11 protein-coding genes and 1 tRNA gene are annotated in these 19962 nt (G+C 68.8%); 8 read left to right on the plus strand and 4 right to left on the minus strand.

Annotation, left to right across the window (positions count from 1 at the left end; translation table 11 throughout):
* Positions 1 to 164: 164 nt before the first annotated feature.
* The 3 genes from gltB (at position 165) to pyk (ending at position 7881) form a co-directional block, all read left to right on the plus strand.
* Positions 165 to 4829, plus strand: a complete 4665-nt coding sequence (gene gltB / locus BOSE125_RS05885; protein WP_159554780.1) for a glutamate synthase large subunit — start codon at positions 165 to 167, stop codon at positions 4827 to 4829.
* Entirely contained in the window at positions 4822 to 6312 is a 1491-nt protein-coding gene (locus BOSE125_RS05890; protein ID WP_159550876.1) for a glutamate synthase subunit beta, read from the plus strand. The genes gltB and BOSE125_RS05890 overlap by 8 nt, the downstream gene beginning before the upstream one ends.
* A 75-nt stretch (positions 6313 to 6387) precedes the next feature.
* Positions 6388 to 7881 (plus strand): pyruvate kinase, encoded by a 1494-nt coding sequence (pyk, locus tag BOSE125_RS05895; protein WP_159550878.1) that lies wholly within the window; start codon positions 6388 to 6390, stop codon positions 7879 to 7881.
* Between the two features lie 64 nt (positions 7882 to 7945).
* On the opposite strand, the gene BOSE125_RS05900 is transcribed toward pyk, so the two are convergent.
* A complete protein-coding gene (locus BOSE125_RS05900; protein WP_159550880.1) occupies positions 7946 to 8563 on the minus strand; it encodes an ANTAR domain-containing response regulator in 618 nt (205 codons plus the stop codon).
* Positions 8564 to 8697: 134 nt separating this feature from the next.
* Here BOSE125_RS05900 and BOSE125_RS05905 point away from each other — a divergent pair.
* Positions 8698 to 8782, plus strand: a tRNA-Leu gene (locus BOSE125_RS05905).
* A gap of 29 nt (positions 8783 to 8811) precedes the next feature.
* On the opposite strand, the gene BOSE125_RS05910 is transcribed toward BOSE125_RS05905, so the two are convergent.
* Positions 8812 to 9396 carry a hotdog fold thioesterase gene (locus BOSE125_RS05910; RefSeq protein WP_159550882.1) on the minus strand — a complete coding sequence of 195 codons (585 nt, stop codon included), beginning with the start codon at positions 9394 to 9396 and terminating at the stop codon, positions 8812 to 8814.
* Between the two features lie 106 nt (positions 9397 to 9502).
* On the opposite strand from BOSE125_RS05910, the gene polA reads away from it, so the two are divergent.
* From polA to rpsA, 3 genes are all read left to right on the plus strand, one after another.
* The gene (polA, locus tag BOSE125_RS05915) at positions 9503 to 12367 is read left to right on the plus strand and encodes a DNA polymerase I (RefSeq protein ID WP_236558145.1); all 2865 of its coding nucleotides are present in this window, start codon (positions 9503 to 9505) and stop codon (positions 12365 to 12367) included.
* Positions 12351 to 13715, plus strand: coding sequence for a GNAT family N-acetyltransferase (locus BOSE125_RS05920; protein WP_159550886.1), 1365 nt, complete (start codon positions 12351 to 12353; stop codon positions 13713 to 13715). The genes polA and BOSE125_RS05920 overlap by 17 nt, the downstream gene beginning before the upstream one ends.
* A gap of 161 nt (positions 13716 to 13876) precedes the next feature.
* Entirely contained in the window at positions 13877 to 15334 is a 1458-nt protein-coding gene (rpsA, locus tag BOSE125_RS05925; protein WP_159550888.1) for a 30S ribosomal protein S1, read from the plus strand.
* Between the two features lie 153 nt (positions 15335 to 15487).
* On the opposite strand, the gene BOSE125_RS05930 is transcribed toward rpsA, so the two are convergent.
* Complete coding sequence (locus tag BOSE125_RS05930; RefSeq protein WP_236557836.1) at positions 15488 to 16756, minus strand: class I SAM-dependent methyltransferase; 1269 nt, start codon at positions 16754 to 16756, stop codon at positions 15488 to 15490.
* Positions 16753 to 17466 carry a YigZ family protein gene (locus BOSE125_RS05935; RefSeq protein WP_159550890.1) on the minus strand — a complete coding sequence of 238 codons (714 nt, stop codon included), beginning with the start codon at positions 17464 to 17466 and terminating at the stop codon, positions 16753 to 16755. The genes BOSE125_RS05930 and BOSE125_RS05935 overlap by 4 nt, the downstream gene beginning before the upstream one ends.
* Positions 17467 to 17579: 113 nt before the next feature.
* On the opposite strand from BOSE125_RS05935, the gene coaE reads away from it, so the two are divergent.
* A complete protein-coding gene (gene coaE, locus BOSE125_RS05940) occupies positions 17580 to 19958 on the plus strand; it encodes a dephospho-CoA kinase (RefSeq protein ID WP_159550892.1) in 2379 nt (792 codons plus the stop codon).
* The last annotated feature ends 4 nt before the right edge of the window (positions 19959 to 19962 follow it).

Consider the following 19962-nt stretch of genomic DNA (forward strand, 5'->3'; position numbering starts at 1 on the left):
AGGGGCCGATGATGTCCCCTTCCACCGCAGCAGAACCCCTGCGCAACGGAAGGAATCTCATGACATTGCGCCGCGACGACCAGTACGTCCGCCCTCCTCAGGGCCAGCCCGCCGAGGCAGGGGACCCTGTTGAGTCCGCCACGCCGGCGCAAGCCGCCCGGCCCATGCCGGACGACTCGGCCCAGGACGCCTTGGCCCGGGACCCGAAGAACCCCTTCAACCGGTTCTCCGCGATCCCCGCCGAGCAGGGCCTGTACCGTCCCGACGCGGAGACCGACAACTGCGGCCTGGCCGTCATCTCGACCCTGCGCGGCACCCCCGGGCACGACATCGTTCAGCACGCCCTCGTGGCACTGCGCAACCTCGAACACCGGGGCGGCGTCGGCGGGGATGACGGCACCGGAGACGGGGCCGGACTGCTGCTGCAGATCCCGGACGCCTTCTTCCGCGAGGTCGTCGACTTCGACCTGCCGGACGCGGGCAACTATGCCGCGGGCACGGCGTTCCTGCCGCAGGACGCGGCCGAGCGCCGCGAGTGCGTGGACGGCATCCAGGGGCGCGCTGCCGAGGAGGGCCTCGTGGTCCTGGGCTGGCGCGACGTCCCGGTGGAGACCGATGTGCTCGGTGCCTCTGCCCGAGCGGTCATGCCCCATTTCTCCCAGCTGTTCCTCGCCCTGGACCCCTCGGTGGGGGCCACGGGCGGCGACTCGCTGGACGCCCGCGTCTTCCGGGTCCGCAAGCGCACCCAGAACAAGTTCGGGGTCTACTTCCCCTCCCTCTCCACGCAGACGATCGTCTACAAGGGGATGCTGTCCACGGCCCAGCTCGAGCCGTTCTATCCCGACCTCTCGGACGAGCGCTTCGCCACCTCCCTGGCCGTGGTGCACTCGCGCTTCTCCACGAACACCTTCCCGTCCTGGCCGCTGGCCCAGCCGTTCCGGGCCATCGCCCACAACGGTGAGATCAACACGGTCAAGGGCAACCGGAACTGGATGCGCGCCCGCCAGTCCCAGCTGGCCTCCTCGGTGCTCGGCGAGGAACCGGAGAAGCTGTACCCGATCTGTACCCCGGGCGCCTCCGACTCGGCGAACTTCGACGAGGTCGCCGAGCTGCTGATGCTCGCCGGCCGGCCCCTGAGCCACGTGGTGATGATGATGATCCCGGAGGCGTGGGAGAACCACGAGTCCATGGATCCGGACCGCCGGGCGTTCTACGAGTACCACTCCATGCTGATGGAGCCGTGGGACGGCCCCGCCGCCGTGGCCTTCACCGATGGCCGCCAGGTCGGTGCCGTGCTGGACCGCAACGGCCTGCGCCCGGCCCGCTACTGGGTCACCGATGACGGACTCGTGGTGCTGGCCTCCGAGGTCGGTGTGCTGCCGCTCGAGCCCTCCCGGATCGTCCGCAAGGGGCGGGTGGCCCCGGGCCGGATGTTCCTCGTGGACACCGCCGAGGGTCGCATCATCGAGGACAACGAGGTCAAGGCAGAGGTGGCCTCGGCCAACCCGTGGCGTGAGTGGGTCCACGAGAACCTCATCGACCTGGCCGACCTGCCTGAGCGTGAACACGTCAATTACTCGTCCACCTCCGTGGCGCACCGCCAGCGCACCTTCGGCTACACCACCGAGGAGTTGCGGCTGCTCATCGGCCCCATGGCGGAGAAGGGCGCGGAGCCCCTGGGGGCCATGGGGACGGACACCCCCATCGCGGTGCTCTCGAAGCGGCCCCGGCTGCTGTTCGACTACTTCACCCAGTCCTTCGCGCAGGTCACGAACCCGCCGCTGGACTCCATCCGCGAGGAACTCGTCACCTCCATGCGGACCTCGATCGGCCCGGACGGCAACCTGCTGTCCACCGAACGAGTGCGGACCAACCATGTGAACCTTGAGTTCCCGGTCATCGACAACGACCAGCTGGCCAAGATCGCCAACCTGCGGTCCGAGGGTGGTCAGCAGTCCGGCGACCAGCCCGGAGGCAAGCCGGGCGGCAAGGTGGCCCTGAAGGTCCGTGGCCTGTACCGGGTCGACGGCGGCTCGGCCGGCCTGCGTGACCGGCTCACGGAGATCTGCGAGCAGGTCTCAGCCGCGGTGAACCGCGGCGTGCAGTACATCGTGCTCTCCGACCGCGACTCGAACGCGCAGTGGGCTCCCATCCCGTCCCTGCTGCTGCTCTCCGCCGTGCACCACCACCTGTTGTCCTCGGCCAACCGCACCCGCGCCTCGCTGCTCGTCGAGGCCGGGGATGTCCGCGAGGTCCACCACGTGGCCGTGCTCATCGGCTACGGTGCCTCCGCGGTGAACCCGTACCTCGCCATGGAGTCCGCCGAGGACCTGGTCCGTACCGGGGCCATCACCGGCGTGACCCGCGCCGAGGCCGTCGCCAACCTCATCAAGGCGCTCGGCAAGGGCGTGCAGAAGATCATGTCCAAGATGGGCATCTCCACCGTGGCGTCCTACTGCGGGGCCCAGACGTTCGAGGCGATCGGATTGTCACGGCCTCTCGTGGACCGGTACTTCGCCGGCACGCACACCCCCATGGGCGGGGTCGGGCTGGGCGTCATCGCCGCCGAGAACGAGCAGCGCCACTGGGCGGCCTACCCGCCGGACGGAAATGACATCGATCCGTACCGGGAGCTGGAGACCGGGGGCGAGTACCAGTGGCGCCGGGACGGGCCACCGCACCTGTTCAATCCGGAGACCGTCTTCCGCCTCCAGCACGCCACCCGGACCCGCCAGTACGGCATCTTCAAGGACTACACGCAGGGCGTGGACGAGCAGTCCCGGGACCTGATGACGCTGCGTGGGCTGCTGACCCTGAAGACCGGGGTGCGCCAGCCGGTGCCGCTGGACGAGGTCGAGCCCGTCTCGGAGATCGTCAAGCGCTTCTCCACGGGGGCCATGAGCTACGGCTCCATCTCCCGGGAGGCCCACGAGACCCTCGCGATCGCCATGAACCGGCTGGGCGGCAAGTCCAACACGGGTGAGGGCGGCGAGGACCCGGAGCGACTGCTGGATCCGGAACGCCGCTCGGCCATCAAGCAGATCGCCTCCGGCCGCTTCGGCGTGACCAGCCTCTACCTGGCCACCGCGGACGACCTGCAGATCAAGATGGCGCAGGGGGCCAAGCCCGGGGAGGGCGGCCAGCTCATGGGCACCAAGGTGTATCCCTGGGTGGCCTCCACGCGGCACTCCACGCCCGGTGTCTCCCTGGTCTCGCCGCCGCCGCACCATGACATCTACTCGATCGAGGACCTCGCCGAGCTGATCTATGACCTGAAGCGGTCCAACCCGGCGGCCCGTGTGCACGTCAAGCTCGTCTCCGAATCAGGAGTGGGCACTGTGGCGGCAGGCGTGACCAAGGCGAAGGCCGACGTCGTGCTGATCTCGGGGCACGACGGCGGCACCGGCGCCTCCCCGCTGAACTCGCTCAAGCACGCGGGGGCTCCGTGGGAGCTGGGCCTCGCCGAGGCCCAGCAGACACTGATGCTCAACGGCCTGCGGGACCGGGTGGTGGTCCAGGTGGACGGCCAGCTCAAGACCGGTCGGGACGTGGTCATCGCCGCGCTGCTCGGCGCCGAGGAGTTCGGCTTCGCCACCGCACCCCTGGTGGTCTCCGGCTGCATCATGATGCGCGTCTGCCACCTGGACACCTGCCCGGTGGGCGTGGCCACCCAGAATCCCGAGCTGCGGTCCCGGTTCACCGGCCAGCCCGAGTTCGTGGTCACCTTCTTCGAGTTCATCGCCCAGGAGGTCCGTGAGTACCTGGCGGAGCTCGGCTTCCGGTCCATCGACGAGGCCATCGGCCACATCGAGGTCCTGGACCGGGATGCGACCCGGAACCACTGGAAGACCGAGGGCCTGGACCTCAGCGGCATCCTGGCCGGATACGATCCGGCCGATCCGGTCAAGGCCCGTCAGCTGTCCAACACCCACGGACAGAACCACGAGTTGGACCAGCACTTCGACAACGAGCTCATCACCCTGGCCGAGCCCGCCATCGCGAACGGCACACCGGTCGAGGTCACCAAGCGGATCGTCAACACGGACCGGGCCGCCGGAACCATGCTCGGCTACCACGTCACCAAGGCCCGGTTGCTGGACGAACTGCCGGCGGACACCATCACCGTGAACCTCACGGGTGAGGCCGGTCAGTCGCTGGGTGCCTTCCTGCCGGCCGGGATCACGCTCCGGCTGCAGGGCGACGCCAACGACTACGTGGCCAAGGGCCTGTCCGGCGGACGCATCGTCGTGCGCCCGGACGCCTCGGCCGGATTCGCGGCCGAGGACAACGTGGTGGCGGGCAATGTCATCGGCTATGGCGCCACCTCGGGCGAGGTCTTCCTGCGCGGACGCGTGGGGGAGCGGTTCCTGGTCCGCAACTCCGGGGCCACCGCCGTCGTCGAGGGGATCGGTGACCACGGCTGCGAGTACATGACCGGTGGGCAGGCCCTGATCCTCGGCCGGACCGGCCGCAACTTCGGGGCCGGCATGTCCGGTGGCACCGCCTGGGTCCTGGACCTGGACGAGACCACGCTGAATCCACTGGCGGTGGAGCAGCACGATCTGTTGCTGCTCGAGCCGCGGGCCGAGGATCGGGAGGCCATCATCGGCCTGCTGGAACTCCACCGTGCGGAGACCGGCTCGCCGGTGGCCGCTCACCTGCTCTCCGACCTGGAGGCAGACCCGGAGGCGGTGATGGCACGCTTCACCACCGTGCTGCCGGCCACCTACGACGCCGTGCTGAAGACGCGTGCGGCCGTCATCGATGAAGGACTAGACCCGGACGGCGACGCCGCCTGGGGTCGGATTGTGGAGGCTACCCGTGGCTGATCCCCGTGGATTCCTGAACACCCGTGAGCGGCAGGACCGGCCGTCCCGGCCGGTGCCCGTGCGCATCCTGGACTTCAAGGACGTCTATGTCCGCCAGGACGAGGCCGTGATCCGGACGCAGGCCGGTCGCTGCATGGACTGCGGCGTCCCGTTCTGCCACCAGGGCTGCCCCCTCGGGAACCTCATTCCCGAGTGGAACGACCTGGTCCGCCGGGGCCGGTGGGAGGAGGCTGCCGCCCGGTTGCACGCCACCAACAACTTCCCCGAGGTCACCGGCCGTATCTGTCCGGCACCCTGCGAGTCGTCCTGCGTGCTGGGCATCAACCAGCCGGCCGTGACGATCAAGCAGACCGAGGTGTCCATCGCGGACGCGGCCTTCGACAACGACTGGCTCGACCCCGTCGTCCCGCAGCGGCTCAACGGTCACACCGTGGCCGTCGTCGGATCCGGCCCCACCGGCCTGGCCGCCGCCCAGCAGCTGACGCGGGCCGGCTTCACCGTGGCCGTCTACGAGCGGGACGGGAGGGTCGGCGGTCTGCTGCGGTACGGGATCCCGGACTTCAAGATGGAGAAGGACATCCTGGACCGCCGGATCGAGCAGATGGAGGCCGAGGGGACGCGTTTCCGCACCAACGTGGCCATCGGCACGGACATGACCTGGGCTGAGCTGCGGTCTCGCTACGACGCCGTCATCATGGCCACCGGGGCGCCCGTGCCGCGTGACCTGCCCGTGCCGGGCCGGCAACTGGACGGTGTGCACTTCGCCATGGACTACCTGGTCCAGTCCAACCGCGCCGTGAACGGGGAACTGGACGAGGCGGAGGCGGCGGCACAGATCCGGGCCGACGGCAAGCACGTGGTGGTGCTCGGCGGCGGTGACACCGGCGCCGACTGCATCGGCACGGCTCACCGCCACGGCGCCGCGTCCGTGACCACCCTGGCCATCGGCAAGGAACTGCCCGCTGAACGTCCGGATGACCAGCCCTGGCCGACCGTGCCGCGGGTCTACGAGGTGACCTCCGCGGACGCCGAGGGCGGCACGCGCGAGTACCTGGCCTCCACGGTCGAGTTCCTGGGCGAGGTGGGTGCCGACGGCGTGGAGCGGGTCCGGGCCGTGCGCGTGGCCGAGACCGAGTACCTGCCGGACGGCCGCCGCGTGCCCAAGCCCGGCACCGAACGGGAGATCCCCGCGGACCTGGTGCTGCTGGCACTGGGGTTCACCGGGGTGGAGGACGCCGGACTGACCTCCGGAGAGGGCCACGCCGGCGTCGTGCTCGAACGCGGACTGGTCAAGCGGGACCACCGCTACGAGACGGACACCCCTGGGGTCTTCGTGGCCGGCGATGCCGGGCGCGGTGCCTCGCTCGTGGTGTGGGCCATCGCCGAGGGGCGGGCCTGCGCGAAGGCCGTGGACGAGTCGCTCGAGACCTGGACCCGGCTGCCGTCCCCGGTGGAGCCGACGGATCGTGCCATGTCGGTGTGATGTCGGTGTGATGTCGGTCCGAAGGTGGCCACGCCTGTTCACCTCAACGTCAGTTCGGCTCGTTAGGCTGGGAACATGAGACACGCGAAGATCGTCGCCACGTTCGGCCCGGCCAACGAGGGATACCAGAACACCAAGGACCTGATCGCCGCGGGGGTCGATGTCGCGCGCATGAACATGAGCCACGGCAGCTGGGACGTCCACGAGCAGACCTACGCGGACATCCGCAAGGCCGCCCGGGACCTGGACCGTCCCGTGGCGATCTTCGCGGACCTGCAGGGTCCCAAGATCCGGCTCGGACGGTTCGCCGACGGTCCGCACGAGCTGAGGGTGGGTGACCGGTTCACCATCACCACGCAGGAGATCGAGGGCACCGCGGAACGTTGCGGCACCACCTTCAAGGGGCTGCCCGACGACGTCAAGGCCGGGGACGCCCTGCTGATCGACGACGGCAAGGTCGCCCTGCGTGCCGTGGAGGTGACCGGAACCGACGTCGTGACCGAGGTGGTGGTCCCGGGAACGGTGTCCAACAACAAGGGCATCAACCTGCCCGGTGTGGCCGTGAACGTGCCCGCCCTGTCCGGGAAGGACGAGGACGACCTGCGCTGGGCCCTGGACCTGGGCGTGGACATGATCGCCCTGTCCTTCGTCCGCTCGGCGGAGGACATCCAGCGGGTGCACGAGATCATGGATGAAAAGGGCCGCCGGGTCCCGGTGATCGCCAAGATCGAGAAGCCCCAGGCCGTGGAGGCGCTGCACGGGATCGTGGATGCGTTCGACGCCATCATGGTGGCCCGTGGGGACCTCGGAGTGGAGCTGCCGCTCGAGGACGTCCCGCTGGTGCAGAAGAGAGCGATCGAGCTGGCCCGCCGCTGGGCCAAGCCGGTCATCGTGGCCACCCAGGTGCTGGAGTCCATGATCGACAGTCCTCGGCCCACCCGCGCCGAGGCCTCCGACTGCGCCAACGCCGTGCTGGACGGGGCCGATGCCGTCATGCTCTCGGGGGAGACCTCGGTGGGCAGGTACCCGGTGACCACCGTCGAGACGATGGCCAGGATTATCGAGTCCACCGAGACCCACGGACTCGACCGGATCCGCCCCCTGGGCTCCAGGCCGAAGACCCGCGGCGGGGCCATCACCCGGGCCGCCGTGGAGATCGCCGACCAGTTGGACGTGCGCTACCTGGCGGCCTTCACCCAGTCGGGCGACTCCGCCCGGAGGCTCTCCCGGCTGCGTCCCCAGCAGATGATCTACGCGTTCACGCACGTGGAGCACACGCACAACATCCTGTGCCTGTCCTGGGGTGTGCTGCCGAAGATGGTGCCCTTCGCCGACTCCACGGATGAGATGACGGCGCAGGTGGACCGTTCGCTGCTGAAGGAGGGCATCGCGGGCGTCAACGACCTGGTGGTCATCGCCGCCGGGTCCCCTCCCGGGAAGACCGGGTCCACCAACATCGTCAAGGTGCACCGCATCGGTGACCTGGACGACTCCGGGGGACTCGTGGAGGGCTACCCGCAGCCGAACGCCGAGCGGGTGGGGATGTGGCCGGCACGTTCGCCCCTGTGACGGTGGGTGTGAGCCTGCGTATGACCTGCGTATGACCTGCGTGTGACCGAGTGTGGGCGCGAGGTCAGCCCATTTGGTCGATGACCGTCTGGGCGACCTCGCGCATGCTCAGCCGCCGGTCCATGGAGCTCTTCTGGATCCACCGGAAGGCCTCCGGCTCGGACAGGTTGAGGGTGGTCGTCAACAGTGACTTGGCACGGTCCACGAGCTTGCGCGTGGCGAACTGCTCGGCGAGGTCGGACACCTCCTCCTCGAGCGCCCGGAGCTCGTCGAAGCGGGCCACCGCCAACTCGATCGCGGGCACGAGGTCGTTCTCGTTGAATGGCTTGACCACGTAGGCCATGGCCCCGGCCTCGCGGGCCCGCTCCACCAGCTCCCGCTGGCTGAAGGCGGTCAGGAGCACCACGGGGGCGATCTTTGCCTGGGCGATGTGCTCGGCGGCGGTGATGCCGTCCATCACGGGCATCTTGACGTCCATCAGGACCACGTCCGGCTCCAGCTCGGTGGCCAGTTCCAAGGCCTTCTGGCCGTTGTCCGCCTCACCGACCACGTCATAGCCCTGCCCGGTGAGGATCTCCACGATGTCCACCCGGATGAGCGTCTCGTCCTCGGCGACGACGACGCGCAGTCTGGCGGGTTCCACCTCGGGGCGGTTGGTCTGTTCGCTCTGCTCGGTCGGCATGAAGACTCCTTGCGCTCGGTCAACGAACAGCGTATCGGTTCGATGCCTGGCCACGACGCACAGCGTGTTCGTGACGTGTATCCTTGTAGGGTTGTCAGGCCGGTTCCGACCGGCACCAACCTTGCAGTACGCAAGCCCGAATGGCGGAATTGGCAGACGCGCCGCACTCAAAATGCGGTATCGAAAGATGTGTGGGTTCAAGTCCCACTTCGGGCACCAGTCTCATCCCGTCTCCGTGCAGCCGCGCCTCAGCGCCGGCTCGGATCCAGGATCATGTTCGTGATCTTGGCCGTGGACAAGCGCTTCCCCTGCTCATCGGTCATGACGATCTCATGTGTGGTCAGCGTCCCGCCCAGGTGGATCGGTGTGCAGGTGCCCGTGACCAGGCCGGCTGTGGCACCTCGGTGATGCGTGGCGCTGATCTCGATCCCCACCACCGGCTTCTGTCCCCCCGTGTGCAGCACGGCGCCGATCGAACCCAGGGTCTCGGCCAGGACCAGGTGGGCGCCGCCGTGCAGCAGTCCCGCGTTCTGCTCGTTGCCCGCCACCGGCATGGTGGCCACCATGCGCGCCACCGTCATCTCCTGGAAGATGATGCCCATCTTCGCCGCCAGAGGACTGATGCCCAGTACGCCCAGCTGGTGGTGGAGCTCTTCCGGGATGCCGGAGTCGAACATCATCTGCCGGCGCTCCTCGGGGCTGAGCTCGGGGGTGACGCCCGGTACGAAGGCATAGGGCTCCGGCCCCGTGGTCGGTGTTGAGGTGGACGGTGTGGCGGGCTCGGCGCCCGGAGAAGTGGCGGGGGCTGCTGTCTGGGCATGGTTCATGACCATTAGGCTGGCACCCGTGACTGATTCGAGCAATCCCGTTCCTGATTCCGCCGTTCCCGCCGCGCCACCGGCCGCCGACCAGCGCCTGCTGGTCATCGATGGCCACTCCATGGCCTTCCGGGCCTTCTACGCGTTGCCGGTGGACAACTTCGCCACGGACACCGGTCAGCACACCAATGCCGTCTACGGCTTCACCACCATGCTGCTGACCATGATCCGCCAGCAGAAGCCCACGCATGTGGCGGTCGCGTTCGATCTGGACACCCCCACGTTCCGCTCCGAGGAGTACACGGAATACAAAGCGGGCCGCTCGAAGACGCCCGAGGAGTTCCACGGGCAGATCAACCTGATCATCAAGGTCATGGAGGCCATGAACATCCCCACCGTCTCGGTGGACGGGTTCGAGGCGGATGACATCGTGGCCACGTTCGCCGCGCAGGCCGAGGCAGCCGGATGGGACACCCGTGTGGTCTCGGGGGACCGGGACGCCTTCCAGCTCATCACGGATCAGACGACGGTGCTCTACCCGAAGAAGGGCGTCTCGGACATCCCGCCCATGGACGCCGCCGCCATCATCGAGAAGTACGGCGTGGCCCCGGAACGCTACCCGGACCTGGCTGCCCTCGTCGGCGAGACGGCGGACAACCTGCCGGGCGTCCCGGGCGTCGGCCCCAAGACCGCCGCGAAGTGGATCAATCTCTACGGCACCGTCGAGGACGTGCTCGAGCACGCCGACGAGATCAAGGGCAAAGCCGGCCAGTCCCTCCGGGACCACGCGGACGACGTCCGGCGCAACCGCCGCCTGAACCACCTGCTGCGGGACATGGAGCTGCCCGTGGCCCTCGAGGCCACCGAGCTCACCCACCCCGACCACGAGCAGGTCGAGGAGCTCTTCGACGCGCTCCAGTTCAACACCGTGCGTCAGCGCCTCTTCGACACCCTGGCTGAGCGCCTCGGGGGCGAGCCGGAGAGCGCCCCGGTCGAGGCCACGCCGGAGTTCACGGTCCTCACCCCGGATGCCGCCGGCGTGGCCGCGCTGGAGTCCTTCCTCTCCGAGCACGCCGCCAACCTGATGGGTGTGCACGTGGTCCTGGACGGCCCGGCCATCCTGCCCAAGCGCAAGATCCCGGCCCCCGGCGACTACGGCGTCGCGATCGGCGCCGCGCTGGTGGCAGAGGTCAGCGGCAGTGCCGGCACCGCTGGCACGAACACCGGGCAGGCCGAGAAGGCAGTGAAGGTAGCGAAGGCTGCCGTCTATGTTGACCTCCGGCTCCCGTCCGGGAGCACATCCTCGGACACCACGCCCGACGCCGGCCCCGGCCCGGTGCTTGCCGCCTACCTCGCGGAGGCGGGCCACCCGAAGGCGATCTACGACCTCAAGGCCGTCGCGAAGGCGCTCTCCGCGGCGGGGCACCGGACCGCACTGGGGACGGAAGTGGTGCTGGCCGGCGTCGTGGATGATGTCCTGCTCTCCGCCTACCTGATCCAGCCGGACCGCCGCGGCTACGGACTGGACGCCCTGGTGCAGACATATCTGCAGTCCACCTTGGAGATGGAGGACGATCCGACCCAGGCGGGGGACCAGCTGGAACTGGATCTGGACAGTGCGGCCGACGCGGGAGCCTCCTCGGAGGAGGCCGTCCTCCAGGCCCGGGCGGCCGCCTCAGTCCGGGCGGGCTGGATGGTGCGGCGGCTCTCCGAAATCTTCTCGCCGGCCCTGATCGAGCGGGGCGGCCAGCAGCTGCTGCTGGACCTGGAGATCCCGCTGGCCGAGGTCATGGTGGACATGGAGCTGGCCGGCATCGCGGTGGACCGCCCGGTACTGGACGGACTGTTCGCCGACTTCACCGAGCGCATGGAGGCGGCCCAGGAGTCGGCGTGGGCCTCGGTCTCGGAGGTGACCGGCGGGGAGAAGGTCAACCTCGGCTCCCCGAAGCAGCTGCAGGCCCTGCTGTTCGAGAAGCTGGACATGCCGAAGACGCGCAAGACCAAGACGGGCTACTCCACGGACGTCGACTCCCTCAACGACCTGCTGAACCAGACCCAGCACCCCTTCCTCGAGAACCTGATGCTCCACCGGGACGCCACGAAGCTGCGGCAGACGGTGGAGGGGCTGCGGGACACTGTGGCGGAGGACGGGCGCATCCACACCACCTACTCACAGACGGCCGCCGCCACCGGACGGCTGTCCAGCCTGCACCCGAACCTGCAGAACATTCCGGTGCGCACCGAGGCCGGCCGGAAGATCCGCGAGGTGTTCGTGGTGGGGGAGGGCTACGGCACCCTGCTGACCGCCGACTACTCCCAGATCGAGATGCGGATCATGGCGCACCTCTCCGAGGACGAGGCCCTGATCCAGGCCTTCCGGGACGGTGAGGACCTGCACCGGTTCGTCGGGGCGCAGGTGTTCGGCGTGGACCCGGCAGACGTCTCCGGTGAGATGCGGGCCAAGGTCAAGGCCATGAGCTACGGACTCGCCTACGGGTTGAGCTCCTTCGGGCTGTCCAAGCAGCTCCAGATCCCCGTGGATGAGGCACGGGGACTGATGAAGGGCTACTTCGACCGCTTCGGTGCCGTGCGCGACTACCTGAAGGACGTGGTGGCGCAGGCCCGCCGGGATGGGTACACGGCCACGATCAAGGGCCGGCGCCGTTACCTTCCGGACCTCAACAGTGACAACCGCCAGTTGCGGGACATGGCCGAGCGGGCCGCCCTCAATGCCCCGATCCAGGGATCCGCAGCGGACATCATCAAGCAGGCCATGCTGGACGTGCAGCTGGCCATCAACGAGCAGGGCCTGCGTACCCGGATGCTGCTGCAGGTGCATGACGAGCTCATCCTCGAGGTCCCGGACGACGAGTTGGAGGCGGCCACCGCCTTGCTGGAGGACAAGATGGGCCATGCGGCGCAGCTCACGGTACCTCTGGACGTGAACGTGGGCGTGGGGCGAAGCTGGCATGATGCGGCCCACTGACCGGCCGGACGGGCCCACGGACGGGTTCACGGACGAACGTACCGCCGAGATCCTGCCCGGCTTGGACCTGCACCGTTTCCGGTCCTCCGGCCGGCCCGCCGCAGAGGACCCCCGCGGTGCCCGCATGATCGCCGCGGTCGAGCGGGGCTTCTACGAGGCGGTCCCCACCGGGGCGGCGCTCGACCAGGTCCTCTCCCTCTATGGGGAGGATCGGCGCACCTATGTGGGCGTCTATGAGACCGGGACGGATCCGGAGACCACCGAGCCGGTCGGCACCTTCGCCTCCTTCAGCAAGCACCTCCAGACCGGGGCCGGCCGGGAGATCGAGGGCCTTCTCATCTCGGACGTGACCGTGCGCTCCACCCATCGCCGCCGGGGCATCCTGAGGGCCATGATGCGGGCCGAGCTGGACCGAGCCGCCACTGCAGGAATCCCCGTGGCCGCACTGAGCGCCTCGGAGGCCACCATCTACCGGCGGTTCGGGTTCGGGGTGGCCACCACCCGACGCACGGTGGAGGTGGACACCGGCGGTGAGGTCGCCCTCGCCGGGCCGGTTTCCGGGTCCATGAGGATGGTCGAGCCGAAGGACCTGCGGGACCTGGGACCGGCACTCTATGACCGTGCACACCGCCAGAGCCCCGGTGCCGTGGGCCGCACGGCCGCCTACTCGGTGATCGAGACGGACACCTGGATGTCCAAGAACGATGGCAAGGGCACCGGGGTGCTCGCGGCCGTGCATCACGACGACGGCGGCACACCCCGCGGGTACGTCACCTACACGTTCACCGGCTGGGACCAGAAGGTCCCGACCGTCAAGGTCGGGGTACTCGTGGCGAGCACCGCCGCCAGTTACCGGGCGATCTGGGACTACCTCGTCCACCTGGACCTCATCCGGAAGGTCGAGTGGGGCTTCGCCTCGGACGACCGGCTGCTCGAGAACCTGCTGGTGGACCCGCGCCGGGTCAAGACCACCGGGCATGCGGACCAGCTGTGGCTGCGCGTCCTCGACGTTCCGGCGTGCCTGACGGGCCGGCCGTACCACCGGGACGGCGAGCTGGTCCTGGAGGTCACGGACCCCCTCGGCTATGCCGCCGGGATCTGGCGCCTGACCGTGGAGGGCGGCACGGCCGGCGTCGTGAGGGTGGGCGACGCCAAGACGGAACTCGAGACGGCGACGGCAGACCTCTCCCTGGAGGTGGCCGACCTTTCCAGCGTGTACCTCGGCGGGGTGTCGGCGGAGATGCTGCGGCAAGCCGGGAGGATCACGGAGCACCGGCCGGGTGCCGCGGCGGAACTGACTGCCCTGTTGTCCCAGGACCGGCCCGTGTTCTGCATGACGGGTTTCTGACGGACTGCCTTTGACCCAGACTTGCCAATGTCGTTAGACTGAACGAGCACTTTCTGTGCGCTACCAATATTCATATCAACCCACTATCCGGGTTGTCGCGTTCCCCACGTGTGTCCGCGTCACCCGGCCGAGTGAACAATCCACATCGGAGCCCCTACTACATGACCATTACCTCCACCGCCCCGCAGGTTGCCATCAATGACATTGGCACTGCTGAGGACTTCCTCGCCGCCGTTGACGCCACCATCAAGTACTTCAACGACGGCGATCTGGTCGAAGGCACCGTCGTCAAGGTCGACCGCGACGAAGTGCTGCTCGACATCGGTTACAAGACCGAAGGCGTCATCCCTTCCCGGGAACTTTCCATCAAGCATGACGTGGACCCGGACGAAGTTGTTGCCGTCGGCGACAGCGTGGAGGCCCTTGTCCTCACCAAGGAGGACAAGGAAGGCCGCCTGATCCTCTCCAAGAAGCGTGCTCAGTACGAGCGTGCCTGGGGCTCCATCGAGAAGATCAAGGAAGAGGACGGCGTCGTCACCGGCACCGTCATCGAGGTCGTCAAGGGCGGCCTCATCGTGGACATCGGCCTGCGCGGCTTCCTGCCCGCCTCCCTGGTCGAGATGCGCCGCGTCCGCGACCTGGCCCCGTACATCGGCCAGGAGCTGGAAGCCAAGATCATCGAGCTGGACAAGAACCGCAACAACGTGGTCCTGTCCCGCCGTGCGTGGCTCGAGCAGACCCAGTCCGAGGTCCGCTCCAACTTCCTGCACAAGCTGGAGAAGGGCCAGGTCCGCACCGGCACCGTCTCCTCGATCGTCAACTTCGGTGCCTTCGTGGACCTGGGCGGCGTCGACGGCCTGGTGCACGTCTCCGAGCTGTCCTGGAAGCACATCGACCACCCGTCCGAGGTCGTCGAGGTCGGCCAGGAAGTCACCGTCGAGGTGCTCGAGGTGGACATGGACCGCGAGCGTGTCTCGCTGTCCCTGAAGGCCACCCAGGAAGATCCCTGGCAGCTCTTCGCCCGCACCCACGCCCTCGGCCAGGTCGTGCCGGGCAAGGTCACCAAGCTGGTTCCGTTCGGTGCGTTCGTGCGCGTCGAGGACGGCATCGAGGGCCTGGTGCACATCTCCGAGCTGGCCTCCCGCCACATCGACACCGCCGAGCAGGTCGTGTCCGTCAACGACGAGCTGTTCGTCAAGGTCATCGACATCGACCTCGAGCGTCGCCGCATCTCGCTGTCCCTCAAGCAGGCCAACGAGGGCGTCGATCCGGAGGGCACCGAGTTCGACCCGGCGCTCTACGGCATGGCTGCCGAGTACGACGACGAGGGCAACTACAAGTACCCCGAGGGCTTCGATCCCGAGACCAACGAATGGCTCGAGGGCTTCGAGACCCAGCGCGCCGCTTGGGAGCAGCAGTACGCTGACGCCCAGGCCCGCTGGGAGTCCCACAAGGAGCAGGTGGCCCGCCACCTCAACGAGGATGCCGAGGTCGCGGCCGACGTCGAGTCCGGCGCCGCCTCCTACTCCTCCGACGACACCAACCAGGTTGCCGATCAGGGCACCCTGGCCTCCGACGAGGCCCTCGCCGCCCTGCGCGAGAAGCTCACCGGCAACTGATCTGCTGATCAGTCACGGGGCGGCCATGGGCTGACCCGCCGACCTGACAGGCCCCGCACCCTCCGGTGCGGGGCCTGTCTGCGTCCGGGCTGACAGGGCAGTCGCAGGGCGCGAGTCCGTGGACGGCACCGTCGGAGACTGACGGTCAGCCGGTCAGCGGCGGGTGCTGACGGTCACCGTGAACGTCCGATCGCGGGAGAGCTGCCGGGTGGGGCCCACGAGGCGCTCGAGCTCAGGCCGGTACATCAGGTGCGAGTTCCACACGCACCACAGTTCCCCGCCGGGACGCAGGACCCGTGCCGAGGCGGCCATCAGGCGCACCGCGATCCGCGTGTCCACAGTGTTGCCCGCGTGGAACGGCGGATTGAGGACGAGGAGGTCCTCGCTGGCGTCCGGGAAGGTGGACAGGGCGTCATCCCGGCGGACCTCGATCCGGTCCTGGACCCCGTTGAGTGAGGCCGTGAGCCGGGTGGACGCACACGCGTCCGCGGACTGGTCAGTGGCGATGACGCTCACACCGTCCAACCCGTCCAATCCGTCCAAGCCATCCAGTCCGGCCAGCTGCGAGGCCAAGTACACCGCGATCGTGCCGTTGCCGCAGCCCACGTCCACGGCCCGCTTCCGTCCGGCCCACTCAAGCCCACCCCGCTGGAGGTCGGACTCCAACGACCGGAGCAGGTAGGCCGTCCCCGGATCGAGGTTCGTCCCCCCGAAGGTGGCCCCGTGGGCGGCCAGGGTGACCGGGCCCAGGCCGGGCATCTGGTGTTCGGCGGTCCGGGGGAACGGGGCGGGGCGTCCGCGCCGCGGGCCACGGGCGGTGATGACCCGGGACTTGGACCGGCCCCGGCCGGGTACCACCGAGGCGAAGTACCGCTCGAGGACGGTGTTCTGGCGCGGGGTCATGTGCTTGTCCCGGCCGCCCGCGAGGAGCAGGACGTCCTCGTGTGCGTGTTCGGCGATCAGGTGCGCCCACTGCTCCAGGGCGTCCAGGGACCGGGGCAACTGCAGCAGGATCATGCGCGCCCCGGCCGCCAGCTCGGGGCCGATTCCGTGACGGCTCAGCGGGACGGCGTCCTTCAGCGCACCGGAGTCCCGGAACGCCGCCACATTGGCGTCGAATGAGCGCTCCTGGGCCAGGGCGTCCTGGCCGATCCGGACGCCATGTCCCGCGGTCAGCAGGGGCAGGGTGAGAGCGCCGTGACGGTCCTCGAGGACGACGACCGGAGGGACGCCGCTGTCATCCAGCGATACGGCATCCCACCAGGCCTGCGCCGTGTCCAGCAGCAGCAGGTCCGCGGCATCGTGGGCCTGGAGGTCGGGGGACTCGGGAAAGGGCCAGCGGGAGAGGGCAGCGAAGTCGAAGCCGGTGGTCAACGCGGTCCGGTGGACCGGCGGGGTCTGGCCTCGGGGGACGGAATTCACGGCAGGTCCACCCACTCGGTGCCCAGCGTGCGGAAGTGCGCCGTCCCCGCGGTGACGGACGCCAGCCGCTCGGTGAACGCGGCGCCGGACCGGCCGTCGTCGGGCAGGGCCACCACCAGCGTGGCGGATCCGGAGCCGTAGCGCGTCTCCTGGACCTGGAAGCCCGCGGCGCGCAGCTCGTTCTCCCACCGTCCGGCCTCGGAGTGTGGGGCATCGACGCCGGCCAGCACCATACGCTGCCGCGTCACCGTCACGGTCTGGTCCAGGGTGGCGGAGACGGCGTCCGAATAGGCGCGGACCAGGCCTCCGGCACCGAGCTTCACCCCGCCGAAATAGCGGACGACGGCGATGCACACGTCGGACAGGTCCCTCGCCGCGTTGCCCTCGGGCCGTGACCGGGTCTCGCGCTGGGACAGGGCCTCCAGCATGGGGACGCCCGCCGTGCCGGCCGGCTCGCCGTCATCCGAGGAGCGCATGGCGGCCCGGTCCGGGCCGAGGATGAACGCGCTGCACACGTGCCTGGCCTCGTGGTGCTGCTTCCGGAGGGCCGCGATGAAGGTGCGGGCCTCGTCCTCGGTCGTGACGCGCAGGGCGTGGCCGATGAAGCGGGAGCGCCTGATCTCCAGTTCGTGAACGATCGGGGTGCTGATCGTGATCGACGGGAGCACCGCATAGCGTGATGCCCGGGACCCGGGCTGCTCCACAGACATACCGTCCACTCTACTGCCGAGTACCATCCGGCCGTGATGAGGTAGTTTGTTGGCCAGCGTGAACCCGCCCCGGCACGACCGCCGGTGACGGCTCGATCGGAGGGGGACTCCACATGCTGACCCGATTGCACAACCGACTCGGTCTGCGCACCGGCCCGGCCATCTTCTTCATCTCAGCGTTGATCATCGTCGTCTTCACCCTGGCAATGGCGATCTTCCCGGGACCGGTCCAGGGTGCCTTCGGCGTGGTCTCCACCTACCTGCGCTATGACGTCGGCTGGTTCTACACGCTCGGCACCACGCTCTTGGTGGTCTTCGCGGTGGGACTGGCACTGAGCCGCTTCGGCCGCATCAAGCTCGGCGACGACGACTCCCAACCTGAGTTCTCCGGAATGGCATGGTTCGGCATGCTCTTCGCCGCCGGCATCGGCGCCACCCTGATGTTCTGGGGCGTGGCCGAGCCGATGAACCACTACGCCAACCCGCCGCTGTACGGCACCGAGCCCCTGTCTGACCAGGCGGCCACGCAGGCCCTCGCGATCTCCAACTTCCACTTCGGCATCCACATGTGGGCCCTGCTCGTGGTGCCTGGCCTGTGCTTCGGCTACTTCACCTACAAGCGCAAGCTGCCGCCGCGCGTGTCATCGGCCCTGCAGCCCTTGCTCGGAGACCGGATCCACGGCCCCTGGGGCAAGCTCGTGGACATCATCTCCGTGCTGTCCACCGTCTTCGGCCTGGCGGTCTCCGTAGGCCTGGGTGCCATGCAGATCAACAGCGGCATGAACTATGTCATGGGCGTCCCCATCAGCGGCTGGCTGCAGGCGGGCATCGTCGCCATTATCACGGGCATCGCCCTGGCTTCGGCGCTGGCCGGCCTGGACAAGGGCATCAAGCGCCTGTCCTACCTGAACATCGTGCTGGCGATCGTGCTGTTGGTCTATGTGCTCATGTGGGGTGCCACCATGGACACCGTGCGCGGCATCGTCGAGTCGGCGGGGGCGTACCTGTCCCACCTGCCGGCGCTGTCCTTCTTCAACGACACCTTCGGCGGCGGTGAGTGGTCAGGCGACTGGACCGTCTTCTACTACGCCTGGACCGTGACGTGGTCGCCCTTCGTCGGGCTGTTCATCGCCCGGATCTCCCGCGGCCGCTCGATCCGCGCCTTCGTCACCGCCTGCCTCGGCCTGCCGACGGCCTTCGTGGTCATCTGGTTCGGCATCTACGGCCTGAGCGCTTTCACCATCGACCGTGCCGAGGGGACCGCGGGTTCTCTGACGGAGACCATCGTCACGGACGGGAACGTGGAGGCGGCACTGTTCCAGCTCCTGCAGTCCTACCCGTTGTATCTGGCCACCGCAGTCCTGGCCCTCATCGTCATCGTCATCTTCTTCGTGACGTCACTCGACTCCGGGGCCCTGGTCCTGGACTCCATGGCCTCCGGGCACGAGGACGTGGGCCCGAAACGCCAACGCGTGTTCTGGGCCGTGTCCGTGGGGCTGGTCTGCGCCGTCATCCTGGTGACCTCGGGGGAGAACGGCCTGAACGCGCTCCAGGAGGTCATCATCGTCATCGGTGCCCCGGTGATGGCGCTGTCCCTGTTCCAGGCCTGGCTGCTGCTCCAGGCCCTGCGCGAGGACGCCGGGACCACCCGGCCACTGCGCACCCGGCAGTGGAAGCAGGTGCTGCCGATCGAGGAGTACCACCGCCGAGCCCATGAGGACGAGCACGACCTTGACGAGTACGTGATGCGGCCGGAGTACGAGGTGGGCACCGAGCCCGAGTACGAGGCACTCCAGCCGAACACCTACCACCGGCAACAGGCGCTGGAGAGCCGTGGACTGTTGACGGTCGGCCTGACCGGTGGCATCGCCTCCGGGAAGTCACTCGTGGCCCGTGACCTCGCGCAGTGGGGCGCCGTGGTCATCGACGCCGACGAGCTGGCCCGCGCGGCCGTCGCCCCGGGATCCGATGCCCTCTCGGAGATCCGTGCGGTCTTCGGCCCGGAGGTCATCGCCGAGAACGGTGAACTGGACCGCCAGGCCCTGGCACAGCTCGTCTTCGGCAACACGGTGGCCCGGGAGAGACTCAATGACATCGTCCACCCGCGGGTCCGGCAACAGATCCAGCGGATCGCCCGCGAGGCCGGCCCGGAGGCGGTGGTGGTCGTCGACCTGCCCCTGCTGGTGGAGACGGCGTCTGCGGGTGAGTTCGACGTGGTGCTCACCGTGGAGACCACTGCGGAGGCGAGGGTCAACCGGCTCGTGCATGAGCGGGGGATGTCCATGCAGGAGGCCTGGGCGCGGGTGGACGCCCAGGCCACGGACGCCGAGCGAAGAGACGTCGCCCACGAGGTCATCGTCAACGACGCGAGCCTGAACGACCTGTCCGAGGCCACGCGGCGCTTCTGGGACGACTACGTGCAGCCGGCCCTCGACGAGCACCGCGCCACCACCGCCGCGGGCAGCGCCACTCCTGAGAGCGGAGCCCAGTGAACAA

This window comes from Citricoccus sp. K5 (assembly GCF_902506195.1).
In the GTDB taxonomy this organism is placed as follows: Bacteria; Actinomycetota; Actinomycetes; order Actinomycetales; family Micrococcaceae; genus Citricoccus.

Excerpts from the sequence above, each read along its gene's own strand:
- gltB (WP_159554780.1), top strand. The coding sequence starts at position 165 with ATGCCGGACGACTCGGCCCAGGACGCCTTGGCCCGGGACCCGAAGAAC.
- pyk (WP_159550878.1), top strand. The coding sequence starts at position 6,388 with ATGAGACACGCGAAGATCGTCGCCACGTTCGGCCCGGCCAACGAGGGA.
- BOSE125_RS05900 (WP_159550880.1), bottom strand. The coding sequence starts at position 8,563 with ATGCCGACCGAGCAGAGCGAACAGACCAACCGCCCCGAGGTGGAACCC.
- BOSE125_RS05910 (WP_159550882.1), bottom strand. The coding sequence starts at position 9,396 with ATGGTCATGAACCATGCCCAGACAGCAGCCCCCGCCACTTCTCCGGGC.
- polA (WP_236558145.1), top strand. The coding sequence starts at position 9,503 with ATGGCCTTCCGGGCCTTCTACGCGTTGCCGGTGGACAACTTCGCCACG.
- BOSE125_RS05920 (WP_159550886.1), top strand. The coding sequence starts at position 12,351 with ATGATGCGGCCCACTGACCGGCCGGACGGGCCCACGGACGGGTTCACG.
- rpsA (WP_159550888.1), top strand. The coding sequence starts at position 13,877 with ATGACCATTACCTCCACCGCCCCGCAGGTTGCCATCAATGACATTGGC.
- BOSE125_RS05935 (WP_159550890.1), bottom strand. The coding sequence starts at position 17,466 with ATGTCTGTGGAGCAGCCCGGGTCCCGGGCATCACGCTATGCGGTGCTC.
- coaE (WP_159550892.1), top strand. The coding sequence starts at position 17,580 with ATGCTGACCCGATTGCACAACCGACTCGGTCTGCGCACCGGCCCGGCC.